Source organism: Eisenbergiella tayi, from assembly GCF_001881565.1.
Lineage (GTDB): Bacteria > Bacillota > Clostridia > Lachnospirales > Lachnospiraceae > Eisenbergiella > Eisenbergiella tayi.
Genome location: NZ_MPDJ01000001.1, coordinates 448,820 through 473,566, shown reverse-complemented (window position 1 = coordinate 473,566; position 24,747 = coordinate 448,820). Strand labels below are relative to the sequence as shown.

Genomic DNA, 24,747 nt, shown 5'->3' with positions numbered 1-24,747 from the left:
TTTTGCGCAGAACAGGTTTTTCCCTGAAACAAAATGGGAAAAACCTGTTTTGCTTTACGAAAAAGATGACTTGATGTATTTTGTATGTGTAAAATAATCTGAGTATGATAAGCATAAGTTTATATCCTTATAACATAGAAGTGCAGGCATGCTGGTAACCAATAAAAAATTTAATCAGTGAAAATTACGGAATATGAATGGAGGTCGATTGGATGGGAAAAATGACAGTTTATCATGGCAGCTATACTACCAAAGTGGTGCCTGAGATTATCAAGGGTAAAAACACAAAGGATTTTGGTCCCGGATTTTACTGTACGGTCATCCGTGAGCAGGCAGAACGCTGGGCAAAACGGTATGATACGCCAGTTGTGAATATATATACCGTCCGTATGAATACCAGTCTTAAAATTCTGGAATTTAAAGAGATGACAGAGAAATGGCTGGACTTCATTATCGCCTGCCGTCATGGTGTACCGCATGATTATGATTTGGTTATCGGTGCAATGGCGAATGATCAGATTTATAATTATATTGCAGATTATATTGATGGTATAATTACGAGAGAGCAGTTCTGGTCTTTGGCAAGATTTAAGTATCCAACCCATCAGATTAATTTCTGCTCTTCAGAAAGCTTGAAATGTCTTACATTCGTATCAGGAGAGGAGGTTGTGAAATGACGGGAAGAGAAGATGGAAAAGAAAATGACTTGTTTTTCACATGCAGTCTGATCGAATATATAGCAAGAAAGACAAAAAATAAAAGATCTGACACAGTGGATTGCCTGGGCAGAACTGCAATTGAAAAAATATATGACTTAGCTGATGTTTACCACAGTGATAATATCGAAACGGTCAGCGATGAATTTATAGAAAAATACGGATTGAAAGAAGGAACTTTCGATAATGTTTCCGCCGCCAAATATGCCGTTCCGAGTTATTGGGATATTGGCAAAATTTATAAACGGCTGATTCTGGGTATTTCGAGAGAAAAGAGAATATCTGTGATAGATGCACTTTTTGAAGCTTATCATTCTTTTGTCACTGATAAAATTGAGGATTACAACAGCAGCTTCTATTATGATGCTCCTCAGAATATCCTAAACGCTTTTCTGGATGGAAAAATTGAATGAAGAAACTACGTGTGCGGCAGAAAATCACCAGTGCTCAGGGTTACCGTTCAGCTGTATCCTGTGTAGTCCGGAAGGGAGCCATTGCGGATAAAGAACAAACAGGATATAATCTAAACATAGAAAGAGAGGAAATCCAATGTATAAGCCGCTGCCCATAGGGATTGATGATTTTAAGAAACTAAGGGAAAACGATTTTTATTATATAGACAAAACGCTTTTTATTAAAGAGATACTGGATAACAGAAGCGAAGTAAAACTTTTCACCCGTCCGAGGAGGTTTGGTAAAACCCTGGAGCTTAGTATGCTCAAATATTTTTTTGAGGCAGGACATGATCCGGGCGGATTTGAAACCGATAACAGTGGGCTGTTCCAAGGGTTGAAAATCATGGATGCCGGTGAACGCTATGCAAAGGATTTGGGACGGTACCCTGTTATCAGTCTTTCTTTGAAGTCTTCAAAACAGCCGGATTTTGGAATGGCTTTTGATGCGGTGGTGAATGAGATATCCAAAGAGTTTGACCGGCATAACTATATCATAAGCGGAGATATTTTGTTACCGGAAGAAAAAGAGCAGTATATTCGTATAAGAAGGAAACGGGCTTCTCAGATAGAGTATGCCACGGCGCTGGAATTTCTTACCCGCTGCCTGAAAAAGGTATACCGCAAAAATGTCATTATCCTCTTGGATGAGTATGACGTGCCGCTGGAGAATGCTTATTTTAAGGGTTTTTATGAGAAAATGACGGATTTTATCCGTTCACTGTTTGAATCGGCGCTGAAAACGAATCCGAACCTGGAGTTTGCAGTTATTACCGGATGCCTGAGGGTAACAAAAGAGAGTATTTTTACAGGGCTGAATAACCTTGAAATAATCTCGATCATGAATAAGAATTATGCGGAGTACTTCGGATTTACCCCAAAAGAGGTAGAAAGCATGCTTTGTGATTATGGGATTGAAGGCAAAAGTGATGAAGTAAAACAATGGTATGATGGATATCTCTTCGGAAATACTGAGGTGTACAATCCCTGGAGTGTAATAAATTATGTGAAAGCAGTGTCAGCAGATCAGGGGGCATTTCCGAAGCCATACTGGGCGAATACCTCTTCCAACAGCATCGTCCGGGAACTGGTAGAACGGGCGGACGGCAGTGTGAAACAGGAAATGGAAGAATTGATTGCCGGAGGAAGTATAGAAAAACCGGTGCATGAGGACATTACCTACGACGAGGTTTATAAAACAGAGGATAACCTGTGGAATTTCCTGTTTTTTACAGGGTATCTGAAAAAGCTGTCTGAAAGATTTGACGGGGAGATGGTTTACCTGACTTTGGCGGTGCCAAACACGGAGGTAAAACTGATTTACCGGAATACAATTTTAGACTGGTTCAGCCAGAGTATAAAGAAAAAAGATTTTTCTGCTTTGTACGGTGGGCTATTGAAGCAGGAAACAGGGGTGCTGGAACGGGAAATATCAAAAAAACTGATGGAGACGATTAGCTTCTATGACTATAAGGAGGATTATTACCATGGGTTTTTGGCCGGTCTGCTGAAAATGATGGACGGTTACACGTTAAAGTCGAACCGGGAAAGCGGCCTTGGGAGGAGCGACCTTCTCCTTCTGTCTCCGCCATACGAAGGGGTTGCGATAATTATGGAGCTTAAGATGGCAGATTCCTTTGCGCAGTTAGACAGAAGCGCTCAGGAGGCGTTGTGCCAGATAAAAGAAAAGCAATATGACGCAGAATTGAAGTTGGAAGGGTACCACACATTTCTTTATTACGGCATATCTTTTTTCAAGAAATTGTGCAGGGTTATGGCAGAATAAGCATAATAGGATAAGAAAGTGACAGAGAGGCATACGTACAGTATGCCTTTTCGTAAGAGTCAAAAGGTATTAAAATCAGCCGCCCTGTTATGCTGCCAAAGAGCATTTATCAACTCCTGTATATAAATTGCCGCCATAAGAAATTATTGATTTATTTCATAATTCTTCAATTAACTTTACCTTTAATGGCCTGTTTATTAAAAATTCAGCATTTTCATCCATTGTCGTTCGAGGATGTTGATATATGTCTTTGCCTATTTCTACAGGTTCATCAATAATATATAAATATCCCTTTTCTTTTCCATTGTGACTGATGTTGCCGTTATCGTCATAGCCAAGTATTGTTGGCTGATGGGAAAAAGCTTCCGCTAATTCTTTCCACTGCGTAATGGTACTTCCCTCTCTTAATTCAGAAAGCACAATATTTGAGCCATGAAACCAAATCCCATCTGCTTTTATTTCTATAACCATTTTAGTATCCTTTCAGATTCTTACTTGTACTTCACAGAAAACTTTACCTATGGCTTCCATATTCACATTATATCATTCTGATATAAATTATTCTATTATTTACCTGTTTTGGCTTACGAGTGGTTATCTGGTTTAAAGATGATATGGTATAATCTTTTCTGATAGCATCACTTAATTTCAGAAGATATTTCTGTCAGGTTAGTAATAGATAAAATCAGATTAGAAAAATATGAAATTACTTATATGCTGAAGAGGTGAAGTTAAATGATAGATATAAAAGAATTATATATTGTAAATTATTGCCATCCTAATTGTAAGCTATTACAAAATATAATGCGCCTGCCTGAAAAACAAGCGTTTGAAAAGGCCGGAGAATTAGCCCGGAAAAATCCCGAAACGAATGCATTTTACCGATTTGCGGATTTTGAAAACTATTATCCTCGTCGGTTAAAGGCTGATAGCATAATATACCGTTTGTTTATTGAACTTGGCGGCAAACCGAAAGAAAAACATCCGCTGTCGTTTGCTTTACAAGATAGTAGATATTTAGATAATTGGTTTGGAAATGGAATAATTACGAGAATTCCGCTTAAAGACATTCCGGAGGAATACATTAGTTTTACCTATGGTGACAGCAGTGCAATGATAGAGAAAACCGGTAATGTAAAGCTGATTACAAAGCAGATGCTTTTAGATGACATTCTCTCTTTTGACGGAACCATAGAAGAGTATTTGAGAGAGGCAGAAAAGAACTATTGTTACATAGAAGTACAATTATGGAATGATGATGTGATTAATGCATATATTGAATGATATTCCGACAAATGAGAGGGAGAAAGCACAGCAAATGCTTTCTCCCTCAATCCGTATAGACAGACCGTTCATCAGACAGTCAATTCCATCCTCTTAATAATATGATCCTGATATTCTTTATCCAGTTCCACAAAATAACCGCTCCAGCCCCAGACTCTGACGATCAGGTTATGATATTTTTCCGGGTGCTTCTGGGCATCCAGCATGGTATCACGGTTTACGGCATTGATCTGCATCTGATGGCCTCCCATATCAATGAAGGACTTGACCAGCGCTGCCACTTTGGTAATGCTTTCCTCACCGCGGAACAGCGTATCATGCAGTTCAATGGTGAGCGGGCCTCCGTTAATGGTATGCTTCAGACACGGACGGGTAAAGGATTTGACAATGGAAACCGGCCCCTTGCTGTGGATAAACAAACTGGGAGAGTAATTACAGGAGAAGCCTTCTCCGGCTCTGCGCCCGTCAGGTGTGGCGCCCATGTCTTTGGAATACCAGAGGTAATACATGGCGGAGCCGGTACCGGCCCTGAAGCAGCCTCCCCTTTCATTCTTCTTTCCTTTGACGGCGCGGGCAAAGGCTTCCAGCAAATCACCGGCAATGGAATCAGGAAGCTCTTCGTTATTTCCCATTTTGGGAGCTTCATACCGCAGCAGATGAAGGAGACGATCATAACCATCAAAATCTTTTTCCATGGCATCAAGCAGCTCTTTTCTGTCTATTTCGCCTGTATCGAATACATATTTTTTGATGGCCGCAAGGGAATCAGCGGCTGTGGCAAGACCAGTCCCGTGAAAACCATAGTTGTTGTAAACACCGCCGAGGGAGATATCCTTTCCGTTTTCCAGACAGCCATCCATCATCAGGGAAAGGAAAGGAGCCGGGAAAATGTAAAGGTTTTTGGTGTTTTCACACATCTCATCCACTCGTTCCTGAAGCTTTTCTGTCACGGCCTCAAAGAGGGAGGTATAGTCGGGGACGTCGGCCAGATGTCCGGTAACGGCTTTGCGCATGACATCCGCGAAGCACAGCGCATCGATATTGGGGATTTCCATTCCGCGTCCCGGTATGATGAATTCCCAGCAGGCCGCCACGGCATAATTGCGAGCATCCTCCGTGCGGTAACCCAGTTCTTCGAGTCCCGGGATAACCACGTCATCGTTGGAATATTGAGGGAAACCAAGCCCCTGTTTGGTCAGCTGGGTTCCCAGTTTATAGATTGACAAAGGTGTATTTTTGCTTACCCGGAGGTTGATTTTCGGATCAATCAGGCGGAGCTCCAGGCTGGCCTGCAGGCAGAGGCGGGAAAGGAGGTTAAAGCCGTCTTTCCCTTCGGGTGTCATGCCGCCGAGTACCATGCTCTGGCCGTTATCGCCCTGCTGCATGCCCGGATAGAGGTCGCTGTCCAGGTTGAAGGTAAGAAAAAATTCTTCCAGAAGCTCCAGCGCGCTTTCTTCCGTAAGCCGTCCTGCGTCCAGATCCGCCTGGAGATAGGGCATCATGTATTGATCAAAGCGTCCCAGCGTATTATGGTAATTGCCGGCGCACCACATGGTAAAATGGATTATGCGCTGCATCTGCAGGGCATCCTGCAGTGTATGCGGGGCATCGGAAAGCAGGCGGGTTAAGGAATCGGCTGAAAGCGTATTTCCGGCATCGGATGCGGCATCCCTGTACCGCAGGATTAAAGACTCAAGAGCCTTCAGAATGGTGAGCTGTCCTTCCAGATAAGCCGCTTTTTCCATCTGGCCGCAGGAAACGAACTTATTTTTATGTGCCTCCAAACGACTGCGCATGCCGGGAAATCCTGCATTCAGAAAACGGGTATAGTCCACACAGATATTGGATAGTTCCCCAAGTTCATGCAGACGGTATGCGGCGGCAAGGGCTTCTTTTTCTTCTTCCGTAAAAAGGGCCTGGAGCGTGGGATTGGTGCGCAGGAACAGAATGGTCTGTTCCGGAAACAGCAGAGGCGTTTCTTCATCCAGCATGTAAACCAGCCTTTTTACGGCTCTTTCCGTGTCGGGCAGATTCTGTTCCCGGAAGGCTGCGGCGAGCAGGTAGGGATCGCCGGGAGCTTTGCGAAACGTCCTGTGCTGGTGTTCCTCAATAAAAAATTTTCTTAAATTACGGATTCGTTCTGTCATAATATTTCACTCCTTATCTTATATTTTTCAAAGACAGACTGAGGCATCCGAAGAGGCGCCTCCACATCAAAGCCCGGATGGTATTCCATACCCAGCATACTGTACTTGGCGCCGGCGGTTTTGTGGTAAGGCAGGATCTCCACCCGCAGCAGGGAATCGGAACCGGCCAGGAAAGCGGCTGTGGCTTCCAGGTTTTCCCGGGTATCATTCACGCCAGGAATCAGCGGAATACGCACGACAAAAGGCTTGCTGCCCCGGCACAGACTGCGCAGGTTTTCCAGAATTACGGTGTTGTCAACTCCGGTATAATGCTTATGGAGTCCGGGATCCATGAGCTTGACATCCGTCATGATAAAGGAAAGGCGTTCTGCAATCCGGCTAAACAGCTGCGGTGAGGCATAAGCGGAGGTTTCGATGGCTGTATGTAAATCAGAGATCTGCTCAAGCACCTCCAGCAGGAAGGCTCCCTGCATCAGAGGATCGCCTCCGGAGAAGGTGACTCCTCCGCCCAGAGCGGCATAATAATCGCTGTTTTCCCGTATGGCATCCGCCAGCTGCACGGAAGTCATGACCTTACCGCTGATCTGCCTCAGTCCCATGGGACAGACCGAAACACAGGCCCCGCAGGCGGTACAGGCGGAGCCGGGAAAAAAAGCACCGGTTTCTTCCATACCGGTTTCATCCGGGCTTCCGGATGTTTTCTGTCCGGCTGCTGCTCCGAACGGGCAGACTTCCATACATTTCCCGCACCGGATGCAGGAGCTGCGGCTGAACATGAGCTGAGGGCGGGCTTCAAGGCCCTCCGGATTATGGCACCATTGGCAGCGCAGGGGGCAGCCCTTCAGGAATACGGTCTGACGTACCCCCGGCCCGTCATGGACGGCAAATTCTTTTATGTCGAAAATGGTTCCTTTTTCCATAAGCTTCTCTTTTCTTCTGTTATGCGTGTGTTCTGATTAAATTCAAATCCCACCATGCATTAACGTTAACATTATCGATAATTGAAGTATAGTCTAAAAATAAGTTTATGTCAACGATAATGTAACGACAAGTTGCACAAAAAATACAAATAAAAAATAGTGGGTATTACGGAATTGACTTATTTTCATTCTGTGATAAACTAAAACCAATCCGGAACGCAAGACCGGCTATGCCGGCGTAAGGTAGTACGGAGCAGCTGGTACAGCATTGCATGAATATCACAGGAATACAATGCTGCACTGGGACAAAGGAGAAGATATGGCAGCCAGAAGAAAGACAGGAAATGTGACATTAAAGGATATCGCCCAGGCTACGGGCTTTTCAGCCAATACGGTTTCCCGGGCTCTTGCCGACAAGCCGGATATTTCGGAGGAAACAAAAGCGGTTATCCGGGAAAAAGCATCCCAGATGGGCTATATTGCCAATGCTCTTGCCAGCTTTCTCAGGTCAGGAGTGAGCCGGAATATAGCTATCCTTGTAGGAGATATATCCAACCCTCATTTCAGTGTGATGGTAAAGGAAATGCAGACGCTGCTTCAGCGAAGGGGTTATAATTCCATCATTTTCAATACCGAAGAAAAGGCCGCCGTGGAAAAACAGGCGATTACCACATCTCTGAGCCAGAATGTGGACGGCATTATTCTTTGTCCGGCTCCGGGAGGGGAGGAAAATATCCATTTCCTTCAGATGCATGGAAAGCCGTTTGTCATGATTGGAAGGCATTTCACCGGTGAGGATGCCAGTTTTGTGATTTGTGATGATGTGCACGGCGGATACGCGGCAGCCCGCTATCTGCTGGACAGGGGACATAAGGATATTTTATTCCTTAATGGCCCAAGGGGAATATCCAGCTCCGCAGAACGTCTGGAAGGATACCGGGCGGCGCTGGAGGAAAAAGGGATTGCATACCGCAGCGAGCTGGTACAGACGGTGCCGGTCACTTCCCGCAGGGGAACGGAAAAAATGCGGGATATCCTGTCTCAGAGAGCCGAATGCACAGCGGTTCTGGTGTTCAATGATATCCTCGCCTGGCAGGTGATCTGTATCCTGGGTGAACTGGGAAGAAAGGTACCGGAGCAATGCTCTGTGGTAGGCTTTGATAATATAAAATACCCCTATCCCGTTCATCTGACGTCCGTTTCCTCTTCCAAAACCACTATGGCGAAAAGAAGTGTGGAGATCCTGCTGAAAAAGCTGGAGGGACAGAAAGGAGCAGGAGAGGAATGCGTCGTCCTTGAAACCGATGTGGTGGAAGGGGGAACGGTAGCCGTACTGAATGAAAAAAGGTAACGGTCCAGGGATATCTGAATACTTACGAAGAAGGCTGTTAAGGAACCCGCCTGAGGGCGGTTTTCTTTTACAATGCTATGTTAACGTTAATGGTAACGATAATATAAGGAATTTCATGGAGGAGGACAAAAACATGGAACAGAATAAGGCAAAGAAGCACGAGGGGGATCCGGGAAAGGCTGTCATGAAACTGGACAGGGATTTTCAGATCGGGGAAATTGACAAGAGGATTTACGGATCGTTCATCGAGCATATCGGCAGAGCGGTTTACGGAGGCATTTATGATCCCGGCCATCCTCTTGCAGACGACTGCGGATTCCGCAGGGATGTCATTGAGCTGACCAGGGAACTGCAGGTGCCTATTGTACGTTATCCGGGCGGTAATTTTGTTTCCGGATACAATTGGGAGGACGGAATCGGGCCGAAGGATAAAAGGCCGAAGCGTACGGAACTCGCCTGGTTTGCCGTGGAAAACAACCAGATGGGCACGGATGAATTCTGTGAATGGAGCCGCAGGGCAGGCACGGATGTGATGATGGCGGTAAATCTGGGAACCAGGGGAGCGGACGCCGCCCGGAATCTGGTGGAGTACTGCAATTTTTCTTCCGGCACTTACTGGAGTGATCTGCGGATTCAGAATGGTTATAAGGAGCCTCACAATGTCAGGCTGTGGAATCTGGGAAATGAGATGGATGGCCCCTGGCAGATCGGACATAAAACGGCCCAGGAGTACGGAAGGCTTGCCAGCGAGACCGCCAAGGTCATGAAATGGGTGGATCCCACGATTGAACTGGTTGCCTGCGGAAGCTCCAATTCAGGAATGGATACCTGCTATGACTGGGAAACAACAGTCCTGGATCATGCCTATGACTTCGTAGACTATATCTCCATGCACCAGTACTATGGAAACCAGGAGGACGATACCCCCAACTTCCTTGCCAATACGATGGACATGGATCATTTTATTGAAAACATAATTGCCACCTGTGATTATATTCAGGCCAAGAAGCGTTCCAAAAAGAAAATCAACATATCCTTTGATGAATGGAATGTATGGTACCATGCATTCCCGGAAAATGAAAAGGCGGTAAAATGGCAGGAAGGGCCTTCCTTTAACGAAGATATCTATAACTTTGAGGATGCGCTGCTTGTAGGAGGAATGCTGATTTCCCTCCTGCGCCATGCGAACCGTGTGAAGGTAGCCTGCCAGGCCCAGCTTGTGAACGTCATCGCCCCTATCATGACGGAGAACGGAGGCCGCATCTGGAAACAGACCATTTATTATCCTTACCTTCATGCATCTGTTTACGGAAGAGGAACCGCACTGGATGTTCTCGTGGATTCCCCTAAATACGACAGTAAGGACTTTACGGATGTTCCGGTATTGGATGCTGTGGCAGTGGAGAGTGAAGAGAAGGATTATCTCACCATTTTCGCCCTCAATAAGGGAACGCAGGATTTGGTAACCGACTGCGATCTGCGGGATTACCCGGGATGCCATGTGGAGGAAATGCTGGCATATACCAGTCCGGATCTGAAGCTGTCCAATTCCGCGGACTGTCCTGACAGAGTGGTTCCTCATACCAGCAGCGATTATAAACTGGAGGACGGGAGGCTGACTGTGAAACTGGCGGCTTATTCCTGGAACGTGATCCGTATCAGGCTGTAAAAAGAGGGATTACGTCTCAGGTATGGCCTGTCAGGGAGGATAAAAAAGGAGTCTTTGCGTTATTACAACGAAGACTCCTTTTCGTTTTGATTTCATACCATATATGAAATGTATTTTTATTAGTCCATCGCCCCCGAAACCGGCACCATGAGTACCGCGAGTGTCCCTTCCCCCGGCGTGCTCCGAATCACCAGGGAGTAATCCGATCCATAGAGCAGACGCAGTCTGTCATTCACATTTTTCATACCATACCCGCTTGTCTGTACTTCAAACAGAAGCCGCACGGTTTCTTCTTCCATCCCCACACCGTTATCCCGGATACGGATGACGATATATTCCTTTTCATCGCCGTCCAGACAGCCCTTATCCCTGTCTGCGGAAAGATGCAGGCTTTTATCCGGCCGGGAACTGTTTTTCAGTCCATGATCCAGTGCATTTTCCACAAGAGGCTGGAGAATAAAATTAGGGAAAGGCATTCCCGGCAGGGAATAGTCGATGTCATAGGAAACCTGAATGGGTTCGCTGTAGGACAGAAGCTGTATCTGTACATAGGACTGGATATTCAGGAGTTCATTTTCCAGGGTGGTCATATCCTTTCCCTTGTTCAGCGCGGTCCGGTAAAAGGTGGACAGCAGAAGAACCATATTGCTGATTTCATCCTGGCCGGAGATTATGGCCTTGCTGTTGATCAGCGACAGGGAATTATAGAGAAAATGAGGATTGATCTGTGCGTACAGGATTTTCTGCTGGTACGTCTTTTTCTCCAGTTCATTTTTCAGGTTCACCTGGATATAATGGTGGATTTCTTCCATCATTCGGGAAAAATTCTCAAACAGGATTCCGATCTCATCCTTCCTTTCGTTATCCAGCTGGATGGAAAAGGTCTGGAAACCGGCGTCCCTTACCTCGCGTATCTTTGTGGTAAGGCTCTCTATCGGCGATATGATGGAGGCGGAGAGAATGAGGACCATGGCTCCCAGAAAGAGCAGGATTATCCAGCCGAAGGCATAGATCCGGCGGGTGATTCCATTCACATATTCCAGCAGCACCCGGTAGCTTTTGGAATAGGTTACAGTCCAGCCTGTGGCAGAAAGCCTGGAGGTGAGCTGGATACACCGTGGATTATCCGTGGAGTTATCGGAAGACGCTCCCGCAGAAAAAATCTCTCCGCCGTTTTCATCCGATACAAGGATGGCATAATCGTCCTCCGAAACGCTCAGCAGGGGCGCGAACAGGTCATCATAGTCCAGCTTCAGGGAAAGATAGTTCACACTTTTGTAGCGTCCGGTATCCCCTATCTGGCGGATGGAATATAAATGTTGGCTGTCCTCTTCCTCATATACGATCCAGACAGGGATATAATTGTTGCGCACAGCCGGGTAATATTCCTTCTCCTTCAGCTTGTCCAGAGATACCACATAACCGTTGTAGGGGTGAAGATCACAGGAGGAATAAATGGTGATGTTCTCCAGCCCCGGATGCAGTGCGTAATAGGTCTGGAACAAAGGCTCTATGGTATCCTGGTAAGCCTTGTACATACGGAAATAGTCCTTGCTGTATTCCGTATTCAGTGCCTGGAGGATGGAGGTATTGTTGAACATATAATTTGACAGATTGTTATAGGTTTCCAGCTTGTTTTCCACAGACTGCACGGCCTGCTGGAGAGCGCTTTCGGTCAGGCTGGTTTCCCTTTCCAGCATGATTTGGTTCGTATAGCGGTTGGAAAAAATAATATAGCAGAGAAAAGGCAGGACTCCCACCAGAAGAAAAATCAGGAGGACTTTCCTGCGTATTTTCATGTTGATCACATATTTTTTCAGGGAAGAGAGCTTATTCATATACGTGTCTCCTTTTGGCGGCAGCTTTCCGGGCTTTCCCCGTAATAATCCCGGAAACGCTGACAAAAATAGGAGGTGTTTTTAAACCCCACTGTTTCCGCAATCATATGGACCTTCATTTCCGTAGTGAGCAGCAGCTGTCTGGCCCGCTGCAGCCGGTAATCATTAATGAATTTGATGAGATTACATCCCGTTTCCTTCTTAAAAACGGAACAGAGGTAATTAGGGCTTATGTAAAAGGCTGCGGCGATATCGTCCAGGGTGAGGGGACTCGCATAGTTTTGGTAAATATACTGCTTTATTTTTTCAATTTTCAGGTTGTCTTTATCCGACGCTTCCGAAACGGAGGTCAGCTGTTCCATAAGAGCCCGGGCCATATCAATGAGCTGTGTGATGTTGGAGGCGGTATAGATCTGTTCCGCCAGGCTGACCAGATCCGGCCGGGCTGAGGGAGGCAGAGATGCGGTCAGCTCTTTCATCAGTTCTGTAAAACAATATTTGACATAGATCAGGGAATGGGTCTTTTCATCTTTCAGGGAGTCAAAAATTTCTTCCATATGCTGTTTCAGGGAGCCGTAATCCTTCAGTTTCAGGTCATCGGTAATCATATCCATGGAGATGTGGCCTGATACGCTCTGAGACTGCATGGAATTATCCGGCAGCAGGCAGGTGCGTTCCGGAAAGAAAAAACGAGTCTCTATTTTTTTCTCCAGACGCTGGTAAACCTGGCTGATGGAAGCACGTCCCTGAAGGCTTCCGAAAGTGATATAGCATTTCTTTCCGTATTCCTCTCCGGCAGACAGGCTGATGGTCTGCGCGGCGGACAGAAGATAGGATTCTTTTTTAAAACGGGCTTCGTTATCCTGCCGTATGAAGATAAGGCTGCGTGTGGGATAGAGATTCAGGTAGTCAAAGGTGAATGGCAGCAGTTCTTCCAGCTTTTCCTGAAAATCCAGCGCCTCCTGGCTGAAAAATTCTTCTTCGCATTCCAGCATCATCAGATGGCTGTATTCGTCGGATATGGCATCCATTTCCTCCTTAGACAGACAATTATTCACAGAGAGCAGAAGCCGGTGGCTTTTCAGCAGCCGGGTCCGCTTCTGCATCTGTTCCGCCAGTCTGCCGTCTTCTTCGATCGCGGAGATGAGCCTGCTTACGGTGGCCGCAAAGTCAGCAGGCACAATTGGTTTCATCAGATAATCCTGCACGCCGATTGTGATAGCGGTTTTGGCATATTCAAAGTCATTATAGCCGCTGAAAATGATGATTCTGGTGTCAGGGGAAAGCCTGCGTGTTTCCCGGGAAAGCTCCAGCCCGTCCATGAGCGGCATTTTGATATCCGTAAAAAGAATATCAAAATGTCTCTCCCCGGCCTGCAGCTGCCGGAGCGCCTCCTGGCCATTGACTGCCGTGGTGGCATGGAGGGGAAGTTTATATTTGTCAATCAGAAAAAGAATACAGTCAATGTCCAGAACAGAATCATCAACAATCAGTATTTCATACATGGGAAACTCCTTTTACCTACTTTTTTTATAGCCTTCATTATAACCGGCGCTGTATTTATTCTACCATATTTTTCCGGGTGAAAAAGAGGACGGAAGGAAGTCGGTAATTTTCTGATATGAATGATAATATCCTTTTATTTACATGAAAAATGGCGGCCTGTATGATAAAAATATAGATTCATTCAGCTGTTAACGGCGCCGTAACGCTAAAATCTATAGAAAAAATATTGGGTATACAGGGAGGTTACCAAGATATGAAAAAAAGAAAAGTAATATCCGTCCTGCTGGCTTTAACGCTTATTGGAAGCTGCCTTGCAGGCTGTCAGGGTAAAGCGGAAACAACCGCAACCGCCGATAGCAGTCCCGCGCAGACACAGGCTGCGGCTGATAACGCAGAGGTTCTGGAAGAAAATGTGGATCCTTATGGGCCGGTGAGCGATGAAAAGACGGTCATCCATGTGGGCAGGGCGGAATCCGCCAATGTTTCTTATGAGGATGGTGAGGATTCCCAAAATAACTATATAGTGAAATATCTGCAGGATAAGCTGAATGTGGAATATGTGTATGATTTCAGCGTGGACGATTCTTCTTACAACACCAAGGTTGCCATGGCCATTGCATCCGGAGATATGCCTGATGTGATGAATGTTTCCTACACACAGCTGGTACAGCTGGTCAATGCCGGGGCTGTGGAGGATATGACGGATGCCTTTTATACATACCGTTCGGAAGGACTGGCGAAATGCTTTGATTCCACCAACGGCATTTCAGAAGGGCTTGCAACCTTCGACGGCAGGCTGATGGCTATTCCTGATATCCAGCCCGGTATGGATGCGGTTCCCCTTGTTTTTGTCAGAGGCGACTGGCTGGAAGAACTGGGGCTGGAAGAGCCGAAGACATTGGATGATATCGTAACGATTGCTAAAACCTTTATGGAAAAGAATCCGGGCGGGAACGTTTCAAACGGGATTGCCATTGATAAGGATATCGTGCAGAAGGGTGGCGGCGCATGGCATATGAACGGGCTCTTTACCATGTTCGGCGCATATCCCAAAATGTGGCTGCAGCAGGATGACGGCAGCGTGGTTTACGGTTCCGTGACTGAGGAGACGAAGCACGCGCTGACGGAAATCAGAAAGCTTGTGCAGGACGGCATCATTGATCCTTCCTTTGCAGTGCGTGACGGCGATCAGTGTACGGAAATGGTCAGCAACGGGCAGGCCGGTATTTTCTTTGGCGCATGGTGGTCCTATCAGTGGCCGGTTGTATCCATGCTGGAAGGTGCGGACGATTCTGTGAAATGGAATGCTTATCTGGCTCCGCGGGGCGATGACGGCAAGCTCAATGTTCCGATGAAGAGTCCCACAAGCACTTATATCGTAGTGAAAAAAGGATGCTCCGATGAAATAAAGGAAGCGATTGTTAAGACAGTGAATTATCAGTATGATCTGGATCAGTCCCAGGCGGAAGGTGTCCGCCCCAATGGTATGGACTCCCCGTTCTCCTGGCATTATTATCCTATCAATGTTCTTCATTGTGATTATGATGCGAAGGAAAAACAAATCCAGGCCGTTATGGACTGTATCGACGGCAAGGTGGCTTATGACGATCTGAACGGTGACGGAAAGACCTGGTACAACGGCTATACAACCGTTCAGAAGGACGGCTTCCGTAAGGCGGTGGAAACGAATATATCCACGGCAAATGCATGGGGCTGGGCTACCGGCGCATGGGTCGTACAGAGCCAGGCTGCAGACCTCAATCAGGTATATGCCGCAACCTATGCGGAATCCCCGTCAATGGAATCTTTGTGGGCGACGCTGGAAACCCAGGAGGATGAGTTCTTCCTTCAGGTGCTGACAGGAGACGTTTCCATAGATGAATTTGACAGCTTTGTAAGCCAGTGGAAGGCCCTGGGAGGAGATACCATTACCGGGGAAATGAACGAAATGGTAAAGGCAAAATAAAGCCGATAGTGCGCGGCTGACATAAACCGGGCTTCCGGGAATACCGGACAGTCCGGTTTTTATGAAAAGAAGAGGTGAAAAAGCAGATGCTGGGAAAAAAACAAAATGTGAAAAAAGTGCAGGCCGGCCGGAAGGTTACGTTCAGACAAACCTACCAATATCATCTGTTGATGCTTCCGGGCTTTCTGGTGCTGTTTATTTATACAATTATCCCTTTTTTCGGAAATATCATGGCATTCCAGAATTTTCAGCCCATACTGGGCTTCTTCAAGTCCCGGTGGGTGGGTCTGGATAATTTCAGACATATGCTGATGCTGCCGGACACGGCCAGGATTTTCAGAAATTCCTTTGTTATTGCAGTGGGAAAGCTGGTGTTCACCATGGTGTTCTCCATCCTGTTTGCGATCCTGCTCAATGAAATCAATCATATAAAGTTCAAGAAAACCATACAGACAATCTGTTTTCTTCCCCATTTCCTTTCCTGGGTTATCCTGGCTACCATTTTCAGGAATCTGCTGGATACCAACGGGATTGCCAACCAGCTCATGATGAGCAGCGGGCTGATTAAGGAACCGCTCATGTTTCTGGGTTCCAATAAGATTTTCCAGGGAGTGATTATCAGTACGGATGTATGGAAGGAATTCGGATATGGGGCCATTATTTTTATTGCAGCGCTGATGGGAATCAATCCGGAGCTGTATGAGGCGGCCAATGTGGACGGGGCGGGAAGGCTTCAGAAAATATGGCATGTGACCCTTCCGGGAATCCGGGTGACGATAGTCCTTGTGGCGACGCTGAATATTGCAAATATCCTGAATGCAGGCTTTGATCAGATTTACAATCTGTACAGTCCCATCGTTTATAAAAGCGGCGATATCATAGATACCTATGTATACCGGATGAGCTTTATCAACACCCAGTATTCCCTCGCTACGGCGATAGGCCTGCTGAAATCGGTGATCAGCTTCATCATGATTGTAACTGCCCACGGCCTGGCAAAGAAGTTTGCCAACTACCGCATTTTCTGAAAGGGATTTCCCTGATTGGATTGCATGATTTACATGCCTGCCTGTGGCGGGCAGATGGGAGCAAATATGAGAAAATATAAAACATGGAGCAATTTCCTTTTTGACAGTGTTGTGGTGCTGCTTCTCCTGATTTTCGGACTGAGCTGCCTGATTCCCATTCTGCATGTGGTGGCCTTGTCTTTGAGCAGTAAGACGGCGGCGCTGGCGGGAAGGGTATATCTGTGGCCTGTGGAATTTACCATAACGCCCTATAAGGTGCTTGTGACCGATGCCAAGTTTATGCAGGCGCTTTGGGTTTCTGTAAAAAGGGTCGTGCTGGGAGGCGGGCTGAATCTGATATTGACTGTCATTACGGCCTTCGCCCTTTCCCAGGAAGAAAAAGATTTTCCGGGAAGAAAAGTTTATATGTGGTTTCTGGTTTTTGCCATGCTGTTCGGCGCGAGCCTGGTGCCCTGGTATTTTGTGATTAAAGCCACAGGGCTGATGGACAGCATATGGGCTCTGGTGGTTCCCGGCGCCCTTCCGGTCTATAATACGATACTTCTGATGAATTTTTTCCGGAACCTGCCGAAGGAGATCAAGGAATCGGCCATACTGGACGGTATAAGCCCTGTGCAGATGATGCTGCGCATCTGCGTGCCTCTGGCTCTGCCCGCGATAGCCACTGTAACCGTATTCTCCATAGTCGGCCACTGGAACAACTTCTTTGATGGGCTGCTGCTGACCAATACACCCAGCAAAATGCCCCTGCAGACCTATATTCAGACGCTGACCAATAAAAATATCGATGTGTCCAGTTCCTCACTCACGCCGGAAGAACTGGAGGTGCTGACCTCCCTCAAGACCTTTAACGCCGCCAAAATTGTAGCGGCATCCCTGCCGATTGTGGTGTTTTATCCCTTTATGCAGAGATTTTTCGTGTCCGGGCTGACCTTGGGGTCGGTGAAGGAATGACGGAACGGGATAATTTATTCCATAATGAAATAAAAGGATTTCTGCCATCCGGAGGGGTTAGTCCGGCTGGTGGGAATCCTTTGTTTATACGTTCATGGAAACAAATTTTTAATCTGCTCCATTATGACAATAGACTGGTTATATAATTGCAATTACCGTCCGGTTTGTTTGGATACTGATACTGTGAGTTTTAACCCTAATGGCTGGAAAATTTTTAACAGGGTATCTAAGTTAGGTGTAGTCTTGAAGGATTCAATTCTTGCCACGGAAGACTGGGGGATTCCGCAGATAGCGGCAAGTTCCCTCTGGCTGATTCCAAGTGCCTTACGCTGTTCAATCATAGCTCCTACAATGGCGGCAAGATTTTCAGCTTCTTCGATATCAACTTTGCTTTCAGGGTCAACTGTCTTTACATGGCTTTTGTAATCGTTCCAGGTTTTCATGCTTTTTCAGCCTCCTTTCTGGATAAGTAATCATCACGCTCTGATTTGGCCTTGTCAATTTCGCGGCGTGGTGTTTTCTGCGATTTTTTGCGGAATTGATGGAGAAGAACAAAGGTGTCATTATTAAAATAGAAATAGAATACACGGTTGTTTCCGGGACGCAGTTCCCATATGCCATCGCCGAGATGTTTGGTGACATTTTCCGGAAGGCGGGTACCATTGTCCTGTAGAAGCTGAATGTAGAGGACTGTCTGCTTATATTGTATGCGGGCGTCTTTATTTGTGGATGCTTTCTTCCGCAGCGATTCAAGGAACTCCCAAATTTCGGATTAACCGTTGCTTTTTTCATAAAATTCGATTGTATACATCCTTAGTATGCTCCAAAATGTTTTAGTTATTTCTTAATGATACGATAGCACAAATGCTATCATATATCAACGACTTTATATATATTTATGGATAATTTATTCCTGTGCGAGGATACTGTCGCTCCGGTCTGATATCAAATCTCACAAAGAATCAAGAAAGGCTCTGAGGGGCAGGGATATCCGGCGCTTGTTGCTGTAAATAACCTGGATGGACATGCGGATCTGGTAGTTTTGAACCTGGATCAGGGAAATGGTTCCGAGCCGCAAAGCCTCCGAAAGGGTCATGGCAGGAAGCAGTCCGATACCCAGCCTGCGGGAAACCGCCTGGATGATGTACCTGGTATAGCCGATTTCGGTGATGCAGGTCAGTGTCTGGCCCCTGGCGGCGACCTCGCTTTCAAATACCTCCCGGTAATTGCAGCCCTTTTCGGTCAGGATGAAGGGCTCCTGCAGAAGCTGTTCCAGCGTAATATCTTTCTGGGAAGCGAGCGGATGGCCGGAGGCGCAGAAAAAAGAAATATCAACAGGGTATTCCCGCGCAGTCACCATGTCTGGGCGGGATATTTTGTTGTCCAGAAGGAAAATCAGGTCGAACTTTCCTTTTTCCAGCATATCAAGAGCCTGGTGGGTGGTGACGATTTGTAAATTCAGTGATACCTGGTGATAATTCAGACTGAAATTCTGGAAAAGGTTAACGAACTCGGAAGCGCATATTGTTTCCATAATACCGATGTTCAATTCCCCTTCGGGTTCGCCTGACAAAGAAAAATGTTCGACAGCCATGGACTCATATTTGATTATTTGATAAGCATACTGAAGGAATTCTTTTCCGGAAGCGGAAAGGACAATACGTTTTCCATTCCTCTCGAAGAGGTTCACGTGCAGTTCGTTTTCCAGCTGCTGAATCTGTGCGGTTACTGTTGATTGTGCATATCCCAGTTCCTGTGCGGCCTTTGTAAAATTTCCCAGCTCCGCGGCCTTGACAAATGTACATATATTTTTAATCTCCATATCGTCCTGTCCCCTCGTTCTGAAACTCATTTTTTCTCAACGTATTTATAATCGAAAAAATCGATATGTATTATTATACATTTTAATTATGCATATTACAATAAATATGCTATACTGTAACACAAATTTAAAAATGATTTACCATAGTATACACATGATAATCAGGAGCCGGGAAATGATGGAACTTACGAAGGAAGAGTATAGAAATTTTGTGGAAATATTGAAGGAAGAGCTGACGCCGGCCTTTGGGTGTACGGAGCCAATCGCCATCGCCTATTGTGCGGCGAAGGCAAGAGAGACTCTGGGATGCCTTCCGGAGAAAGTAGTGATTGAGGCTTCCGGCAATATCATAAAAAATGTGAAGAGTGTAATCGTTCCGAATACCGGCAGGCTGAAGGGAATTCCGGCGGCTGCTGCAGCAGGGATTGTGGCGGGAGAAGCTTCAAAGATCCTGGAGGTGATTGCACAGGTTTCTGATGTCCAGAGAGAGCAGATCCGGGAATATCTGGAGCAGGCCTGTTTTGTGGTGAAAGCGCTGGAAAACGGGGATAAGCTGGATGTGCGGATCACTGTTTCGGCAAAAGGGCAGGAAGCGGTGGTGCGGATTGCCAAATGCCATTCCAATATTGTGCGTGTGGAAAAGAACGGTGAAGTGCTTTTGGACAGGGAAGGGGAGAACTGTGACGTTTCAGGCCGCAAAGCCGACCGCAGCGGCCTTTCCATTGAAAAGATAATAACCTTTGCCCGGGAGGCGGAGATATCTGATGTGCAGGAGATTCTGGACAGGCAGATTTCTTATAATTATGCAATTGCCGAAGAGGGAATCAAACACGATTGGGGAGCAAATGTAGGAAGCGTCCTGCTCAGAACCTGCGGCACAGATGTGAAGACGAGGGCCAAGGCCATGGCGGCGGCCGGTTCCGATGCGCGTATGAGCGGGTGTGAACTGCCGGTTGTCATCAATTCCGGAAGCGGTAACCAGGGGATTACAGTATCTGTCCCAGTCATCGTATATGCAAAGGAACTGCATTCCTCTGCGGAAGAACTGTACCGGGCGCTTCTGGTATCCAATCTGATTGCCATCCATTTAAAGAACGGCATCGGCCCGCTGTCCGCTTTCTGCGGGGCGGTGTGCGCCGGCTGTGCGGCCGGATGCGGCATCGCATGGCTGCAGGGCGGCAGGCTGGAAGATGTTTCTCATACATTGGTCAATTCCATTGCCATTGTCTCAGGAATCGTGTGTGACGGCGCCAAACCGTCCTGTGCCGGGAAAATAGCGTCTTCTGTAGACGCGGGCATCTTAGGGTATTCTATGTTTCAGGAAGGACAGCAGTTCTATGCGGAAGACGGGATTGTATCCCAGGGTGTGGAAAACACCATACGGAATATTTACCGTCTGGGTGCGAAGGGGATGTGTGAGACCGACGAGGAAATCATACGAATCATGACGCACTGTGATTAAAGCATGGGACACAGGCTTTCACAATAGAAGATGTACAAGCAGATAAGAAAAAGGAGGACACAAAATGAAAAAGATACTGGCAATGTTACTGACGGGCGTGATGATAATCGGCACACTGTCAGGCTGTGGGGACGGTACGACAGAAGTGGCTACCGCCGGGGATTCCAATGTTTCCGCTCAGGCGACGGATAATGCTTCCGACGAAGGCGCGGCGGCAGGCGCTGATACGCAGGTGCTGAATCTGCGGACAACCGCATTCGGAAACAATTATGACGTACAGGATATGGGCTGGCGCTGGATGATGGGCGACTGCTATGAGGGGCTGTACCGCAACGTAGCGGATGAGGACGGGGAGCACTTCATCCTGGCAGGCGCGGAGAGCGTTGATGTTTCCGACGATGGCCTGGTATATACCTTCCATCTGAGACAGAACGCGAAATGGTCCGATGGGCAGCCTGTTACGGCCCATGATTATGAATATGGCTGGAAAAGACTGCTGGATTCTTCCAAAGGTTATGATTACGCTTCCTTCGCCCTGAATGTTGTGGGTGCGGAAGAATATAACAAAGGAACCGGAAGCAGAGATGATGTGGCGGCAAAGGCGCTGGATGATTATACCTTTGAGGTTACACTGAAGGTGGCGGATCCTACCTTTGATGCGAAGCTGGTGGCAACTCCTCTGTATCCCACACGTGAGGATATTGCGGAAGCTGCAGGCGACAACTGGGGCAAGGACTGGACGCTTTGTGTTTACAACGGACCGTTCTGTATGTCCGAGCTGGTGGAAGACAATAAAATGGTATGGACGAAGAACCCTTACTACTGGGATGCGGACAATACAAAGCTGGATACCGTGAATTGGTTTTTGGTAGCGGAGGATTCCACCGCAGCGACCATGTTTGAAAACGGAGAGCTGGATGTGCTGCAGACCTCCGGCGATTATGCGACAAAATATTCCGCAGCGGCAGCTGAAGGAAAGTATGTGGAGCTGACCTCGGATTATCCGGGAACTGTTACCATGAATTTTGAATTCAGAGACGGCGGCCTCTCCGGACTGATGAAGAATGTAAAGATCCGGAAAGCGATTTCTTACTGTATTGACAGGGATGAAATGGTGGAAGCGATCTATGGCAGATACAAACCCGCTTACGGATATGTGGCTCCTGCGATCACCTTTGACGGAGAGCCCTGGCGCAACCAGGTAGAGGAGCCTGCAAAGGCAGAATATGAGCAATATGGCGGCGATCCGGCCAAGCTGCAGGCACTGTTTCAGGAAGGTCTGGATGAACTGGGCGTGACCACACCGATCAGTGATATTACACTGAACCTGCTTACCAGCGGGAATACGATTGAGAATCAGTCTGAGAGGGAATATATCCAGCAGGTGATCTCCCAGAAGCTGGGCTGTAAGGTGGAACTGAATTCCGTGGGTGATTTTGCCCTGTTTAAGGCACAGAGAGATGATAATCAGTATGATATGATGATCGGCGGCTGGTGGAGCGATTACAATGATCCGCTGGATTACCTGAATACCTTCCATACCGGTTATTATGATTCCTATGGATATTACAGCAATCCGGAATATGATGCGCTGGCTGATTCCCTGGTTGGTGAAAACGATATGGCAAAGCGTAAGGAAATCTATACACAAATGGAAAACATGCTGTTTGATGACTGTGCGCTGGCGCCGATTTATTACAATACCAAGCAGGTATTCCTGCAGAACTGGGTGAAGGACTTCAGGACTTCCTCCTTCGGCGCGAGCCAGGAGCTTTATATCACCAGAATTGAAGGAAGAAACAGATAAAAGAAGCTGTAATTTCAGTGAAATAAGGTATACGATAAAAGAAAAAACTTTAGAAGGGCTTACGAAGGGCGGTATGGTTTGGCGAAGGTGCCAGGCCGTCCGCGTGAAGTAGCCCTTCTTTGGTATAAGAACAGGGAGTGCTGTTATGGTAAAATACTTACTCCGGCGATTCTGTGAAATGATACTGACACTTTTCCTAATCGCTACCGCAACATTTTTTCTCCTGGAGGCGGTTCCGGGAGATCCTCTATCCCAGCGTGCGGACAAGCTGCAGCCGCAGGCAAAGGAAACTCTGTATAAGAGATACGGTCTGGATAAGCCCGTGATGGAGCGTTATGCCATCACAATGGTCAATATGGCGAAAGGCGATTTCGGTGAATCCTTCGTATATGCGGGGCAGACGATCGGCAAACTGGTTCATGACAGGCTGCCTGTATCCGCCAGGCTGGGGATCCAGCAGATGCTGCTGGGTGTTACCATCGGCCTTCTTCTGGGAATTCTGGCTGCCACACGGAGGGGAACGATTGCGGACTATATGGTGGTCGGCCTGTCAGTGCTGCTCATTTCCGTCCCGCATCTGATTTTCGGCCTTCTGCTGCAGAAGGTATTCGCGGGAAACCTGCGATGGTTCCCGACGATCGGCTGGCCGGCGGGGAAGGATCTGTGGGTAGGAGGCTGGGAGTATACCTTCCTGCCGACGCTGACAGGGTGCTTTACCTATGTAGCTACCTATGCCAGGCTGTTAAAGACCTCCATGCTGGATGTCATCAACCAGGATTATGTGCTGACTGCAGAATCCAAGGGCTTAAGCCGTGCGGCTGTCGTGCGGCGGCACATTCTGCGCAACTCCTTTATTCCGGTCATGACGCAGCTGCCCATGTCCGTGGCCATGTGTATCACCGGCTCCTTTTTTATTGAGAGCATTTTTTCGATACCGGGCATCGGACAGTATTTCGTGACAGCGGTTAATAATCAGGATCTTTCCATCGTGCTTGGGGAGACGGTGCTGCTCGCCGCGCTCTATATTGTGGTGCTGTTCATCACTGATATTCTCTATGTGCTGGTGGATCCCCGGATCGGTATGCCGGGCAGCGGAAAATAGGAGGAGAGAAGAATGGCACAATTAACACCGGAAAAATTTAAAGTCATCGGCTTCTCCCAGGAGGAAGCCAACCGGATCGACCGTCCAACCATCTCCTACTGGCAGGATGCCTGGAGAAGGCTGAAGAAAAATCCTGTGGCTATGGTATCGCTGGTGGTTCTGGGACTGCTCGTTGTCCTTGTCATCATCGGTCCTTATATCCGCGGCTACGATTATATTGCCATGAATGTGGTGGATAAGAACAAGGGCTCAAGCGCCCAGTACTGGTTTGGCACCGATAACCTGGGACGTGATCTGTTTTCACGAATCTGGGTCGGCGCACGGGCTTCTATCCTGATCGCCATCGTGGCTACCATATTAAAGCTTGTTGTGGGCACCCTGTACGGAGCGGCTATGGCGCACTTCGGCGGCTGGGTGGACGATGTGCTGATGAGAATCATTGAGGTCATCAATTCCGTTCCCTATCTGCTGGTGACCATCCTGATCATGATGGTACTGGGCAATAATTTGTTCGCGCTGCTGATCGCCCTGAGCATTACCGCATGGTGCAATACGGCCAGACAGACCAGAGGTATGATCAAGCAGCTGAAGGAATCGGAGTATGTCTATGCGGCAGAGGTCCTGGGGGCAAAGCCGTCCCGGATCATCTTAAAGCATTATATCCCGAATATGCTCAGTATCCTCATTCTGGATGCCTCCACGGCAATCCCGCAGTTCATTTTCACTGAGGCCGGACTGAGCTTTCTGGGGATCGGCCTGAAAGCTCCGGCGATCAGCCTGGGCGTCCTGATTTCCCAGGGACAGCAGACCATGGATTTCTATCCGGCCCAGCTGTTTTATCCCTGTGCGGTCCTCTGTATCATCGTCATGGCCTTTAACCTGCTGGGAGACGGCCTGCGTGATGCCCTTGACCCGAGACTGAGACAGTGAGGGAGGA

At 47.3% G+C, this 24,747-nt stretch carries 21 protein-coding genes; 13 read left to right on the top strand and 8 right to left on the bottom strand.

The window, feature by feature from the left end; all coding sequences use genetic code 11:
• Window positions 1–212: 212 nt before the first annotated feature.
• From BLA28_RS01985 to BLA28_RS01975, 3 genes are all read left to right on the top strand, one after another.
• Complete coding sequence (locus tag BLA28_RS01985) at window positions 213–677, top strand: DUF3990 domain-containing protein (protein ID WP_069155816.1); 465 nt, start codon at window positions 213–215, stop codon at window positions 675–677.
• Window positions 674–1,129: a hypothetical protein gene (locus tag BLA28_RS01980; protein WP_044970695.1), complete on the top strand. Its 456-nt coding sequence runs from the start codon at window positions 674–676 to the stop codon at window positions 1,127–1,129. The genes BLA28_RS01985 and BLA28_RS01980 overlap by 4 nt, the downstream gene beginning before the upstream one ends.
• A 136-nt stretch (window positions 1,130–1,265) precedes the next feature.
• Window positions 1,266–2,954, top strand: coding sequence for an AAA family ATPase (locus tag BLA28_RS01975; RefSeq protein WP_071698868.1), 1,689 nt, complete (start codon window positions 1,266–1,268; stop codon window positions 2,952–2,954).
• A gap of 156 nt (window positions 2,955–3,110) precedes the next feature.
• Here the strand turns inward: BLA28_RS01975 and BLA28_RS01970 are convergent, their stop codons facing one another.
• Window positions 3,111–3,425 carry a hypothetical protein gene (locus BLA28_RS01970; RefSeq protein ID WP_044970693.1) on the bottom strand — a complete coding sequence of 105 codons (315 nt, stop codon included), beginning with the start codon at window positions 3,423–3,425 and terminating at the stop codon, window positions 3,111–3,113.
• Between the two features lie 264 nt (window positions 3,426–3,689).
• Between BLA28_RS01970 and BLA28_RS01965 the strand changes: the two genes are divergently transcribed.
• On the top strand, window positions 3,690–4,238 hold the full coding sequence (locus tag BLA28_RS01965; RefSeq protein ID WP_069155814.1) for a hypothetical protein: 549 nt from the start codon (window positions 3,690–3,692) through the stop codon (window positions 4,236–4,238).
• A 71-nt stretch (window positions 4,239–4,309) separates the two neighbouring features.
• Here BLA28_RS01965 and BLA28_RS01960 read toward each other — a convergent pair whose 3' ends face one another.
• On the bottom strand, window positions 4,310–6,385 hold the full coding sequence (locus BLA28_RS01960) for a pyruvate formate lyase family protein (protein ID WP_069155813.1): 2,076 nt from the start codon (window positions 6,383–6,385) through the stop codon (window positions 4,310–4,312).
• On the bottom strand, window positions 6,382–7,305 hold the full coding sequence (locus tag BLA28_RS01955; RefSeq protein WP_069155812.1) for a glycyl-radical enzyme activating protein: 924 nt from the start codon (window positions 7,303–7,305) through the stop codon (window positions 6,382–6,384). The genes BLA28_RS01960 and BLA28_RS01955 overlap by 4 nt, the downstream gene beginning before the upstream one ends.
• Before the next feature lie 319 nt (window positions 7,306–7,624).
• Between BLA28_RS01955 and BLA28_RS01950 the strand changes: the two genes are divergently transcribed.
• The gene (locus BLA28_RS01950; protein WP_069156571.1) at window positions 7,625–8,656 is read left to right on the top strand and encodes a LacI family DNA-binding transcriptional regulator; all 1,032 of its coding nucleotides are present in this window, start codon (window positions 7,625–7,627) and stop codon (window positions 8,654–8,656) included.
• A 133-nt stretch (window positions 8,657–8,789) separates the two neighbouring features.
• Window positions 8,790–10,325 (top strand): arabinosylfuranosidase ArfA, encoded by a 1,536-nt coding sequence (arfA, locus tag BLA28_RS01945; protein ID WP_069156570.1) that lies wholly within the window; start codon window positions 8,790–8,792, stop codon window positions 10,323–10,325.
• Between the two features lie 119 nt (window positions 10,326–10,444).
• Here arfA and BLA28_RS01940 read toward each other — a convergent pair whose 3' ends face one another.
• Both BLA28_RS01940 and BLA28_RS01935 read right to left on the bottom strand, forming a co-directional pair.
• Window positions 10,445–12,163, bottom strand: a complete 1,719-nt coding sequence (locus BLA28_RS01940; RefSeq protein ID WP_069155811.1) for a sensor histidine kinase — start codon at window positions 12,161–12,163, stop codon at window positions 10,445–10,447.
• Window positions 12,160–13,668, bottom strand: a complete 1,509-nt coding sequence (locus BLA28_RS01935) for a response regulator transcription factor (RefSeq protein WP_044971140.1) — start codon at window positions 13,666–13,668, stop codon at window positions 12,160–12,162. The genes BLA28_RS01940 and BLA28_RS01935 overlap by 4 nt, the downstream gene beginning before the upstream one ends.
• Window positions 13,669–13,922: 254 nt before the next feature.
• Between BLA28_RS01935 and BLA28_RS01930 the strand changes: the two genes are divergently transcribed.
• From BLA28_RS01930 to BLA28_RS01920, 3 genes are all read left to right on the top strand, one after another.
• Complete coding sequence (locus BLA28_RS01930) at window positions 13,923–15,635, top strand: extracellular solute-binding protein (protein WP_069155810.1); 1,713 nt, start codon at window positions 13,923–13,925, stop codon at window positions 15,633–15,635.
• 86 nt (window positions 15,636–15,721) lie between these two features.
• Entirely contained in the window at window positions 15,722–16,663 is a 942-nt protein-coding gene (locus BLA28_RS01925; protein ID WP_009254579.1) for an ABC transporter permease, read from the top strand.
• 66 nt (window positions 16,664–16,729) lie between these two features.
• Window positions 16,730–17,617: a carbohydrate ABC transporter permease gene (locus BLA28_RS01920; protein ID WP_009254578.1), complete on the top strand. Its 888-nt coding sequence runs from the start codon at window positions 16,730–16,732 to the stop codon at window positions 17,615–17,617.
• Window positions 17,618–17,769: 152 nt separating this feature from the next.
• Here the strand turns inward: BLA28_RS01920 and BLA28_RS01915 are convergent, their stop codons facing one another.
• From BLA28_RS01915 to BLA28_RS01905, 3 genes are all read right to left on the bottom strand, one after another.
• Entirely contained in the window at window positions 17,770–18,060 is a 291-nt protein-coding gene (locus BLA28_RS01915; protein ID WP_069155809.1) for a helix-turn-helix domain-containing protein, read from the bottom strand.
• The gene (locus BLA28_RS34630) at window positions 18,057–18,299 is read right to left on the bottom strand and encodes a type II toxin-antitoxin system RelE/ParE family toxin (protein ID WP_242879804.1); all 243 of its coding nucleotides are present in this window, start codon (window positions 18,297–18,299) and stop codon (window positions 18,057–18,059) included. Before BLA28_RS34630 ends, BLA28_RS01915 begins: the two co-directional genes overlap by 4 nt.
• A gap of 270 nt (window positions 18,300–18,569) precedes the next feature.
• Window positions 18,570–19,439 (bottom strand): LysR family transcriptional regulator, encoded by an 870-nt coding sequence (locus tag BLA28_RS01905; RefSeq protein ID WP_069155808.1) that lies wholly within the window; start codon window positions 19,437–19,439, stop codon window positions 18,570–18,572.
• 178 nt (window positions 19,440–19,617) lie between these two features.
• Here BLA28_RS01905 and BLA28_RS01900 point away from each other — a divergent pair, with 178 nt between their 5' ends.
• The 4 genes from BLA28_RS01900 (at window position 19,618) to BLA28_RS01885 (ending at window position 24,740) form a co-directional block, all read left to right on the top strand.
• Window positions 19,618–20,901, top strand: coding sequence for an L-cysteine desulfidase family protein (locus tag BLA28_RS01900; RefSeq protein ID WP_069156569.1), 1,284 nt, complete (start codon window positions 19,618–19,620; stop codon window positions 20,899–20,901).
• Between the two features lie 64 nt (window positions 20,902–20,965).
• On the top strand, window positions 20,966–22,708 hold the full coding sequence (locus BLA28_RS01895; protein ID WP_044972609.1) for a peptide ABC transporter substrate-binding protein: 1,743 nt from the start codon (window positions 20,966–20,968) through the stop codon (window positions 22,706–22,708).
• A 145-nt stretch (window positions 22,709–22,853) separates the two neighbouring features.
• The gene (locus BLA28_RS01890) at window positions 22,854–23,810 is read left to right on the top strand and encodes an ABC transporter permease (RefSeq protein ID WP_044972610.1); all 957 of its coding nucleotides are present in this window, start codon (window positions 22,854–22,856) and stop codon (window positions 23,808–23,810) included.
• A gap of 12 nt (window positions 23,811–23,822) precedes the next feature.
• Window positions 23,823–24,740 carry an ABC transporter permease gene (locus BLA28_RS01885; RefSeq protein WP_044972611.1) on the top strand — a complete coding sequence of 306 codons (918 nt, stop codon included), beginning with the start codon at window positions 23,823–23,825 and terminating at the stop codon, window positions 24,738–24,740.
• The last annotated feature ends 7 nt before the right edge of the window (window positions 24,741–24,747 follow it).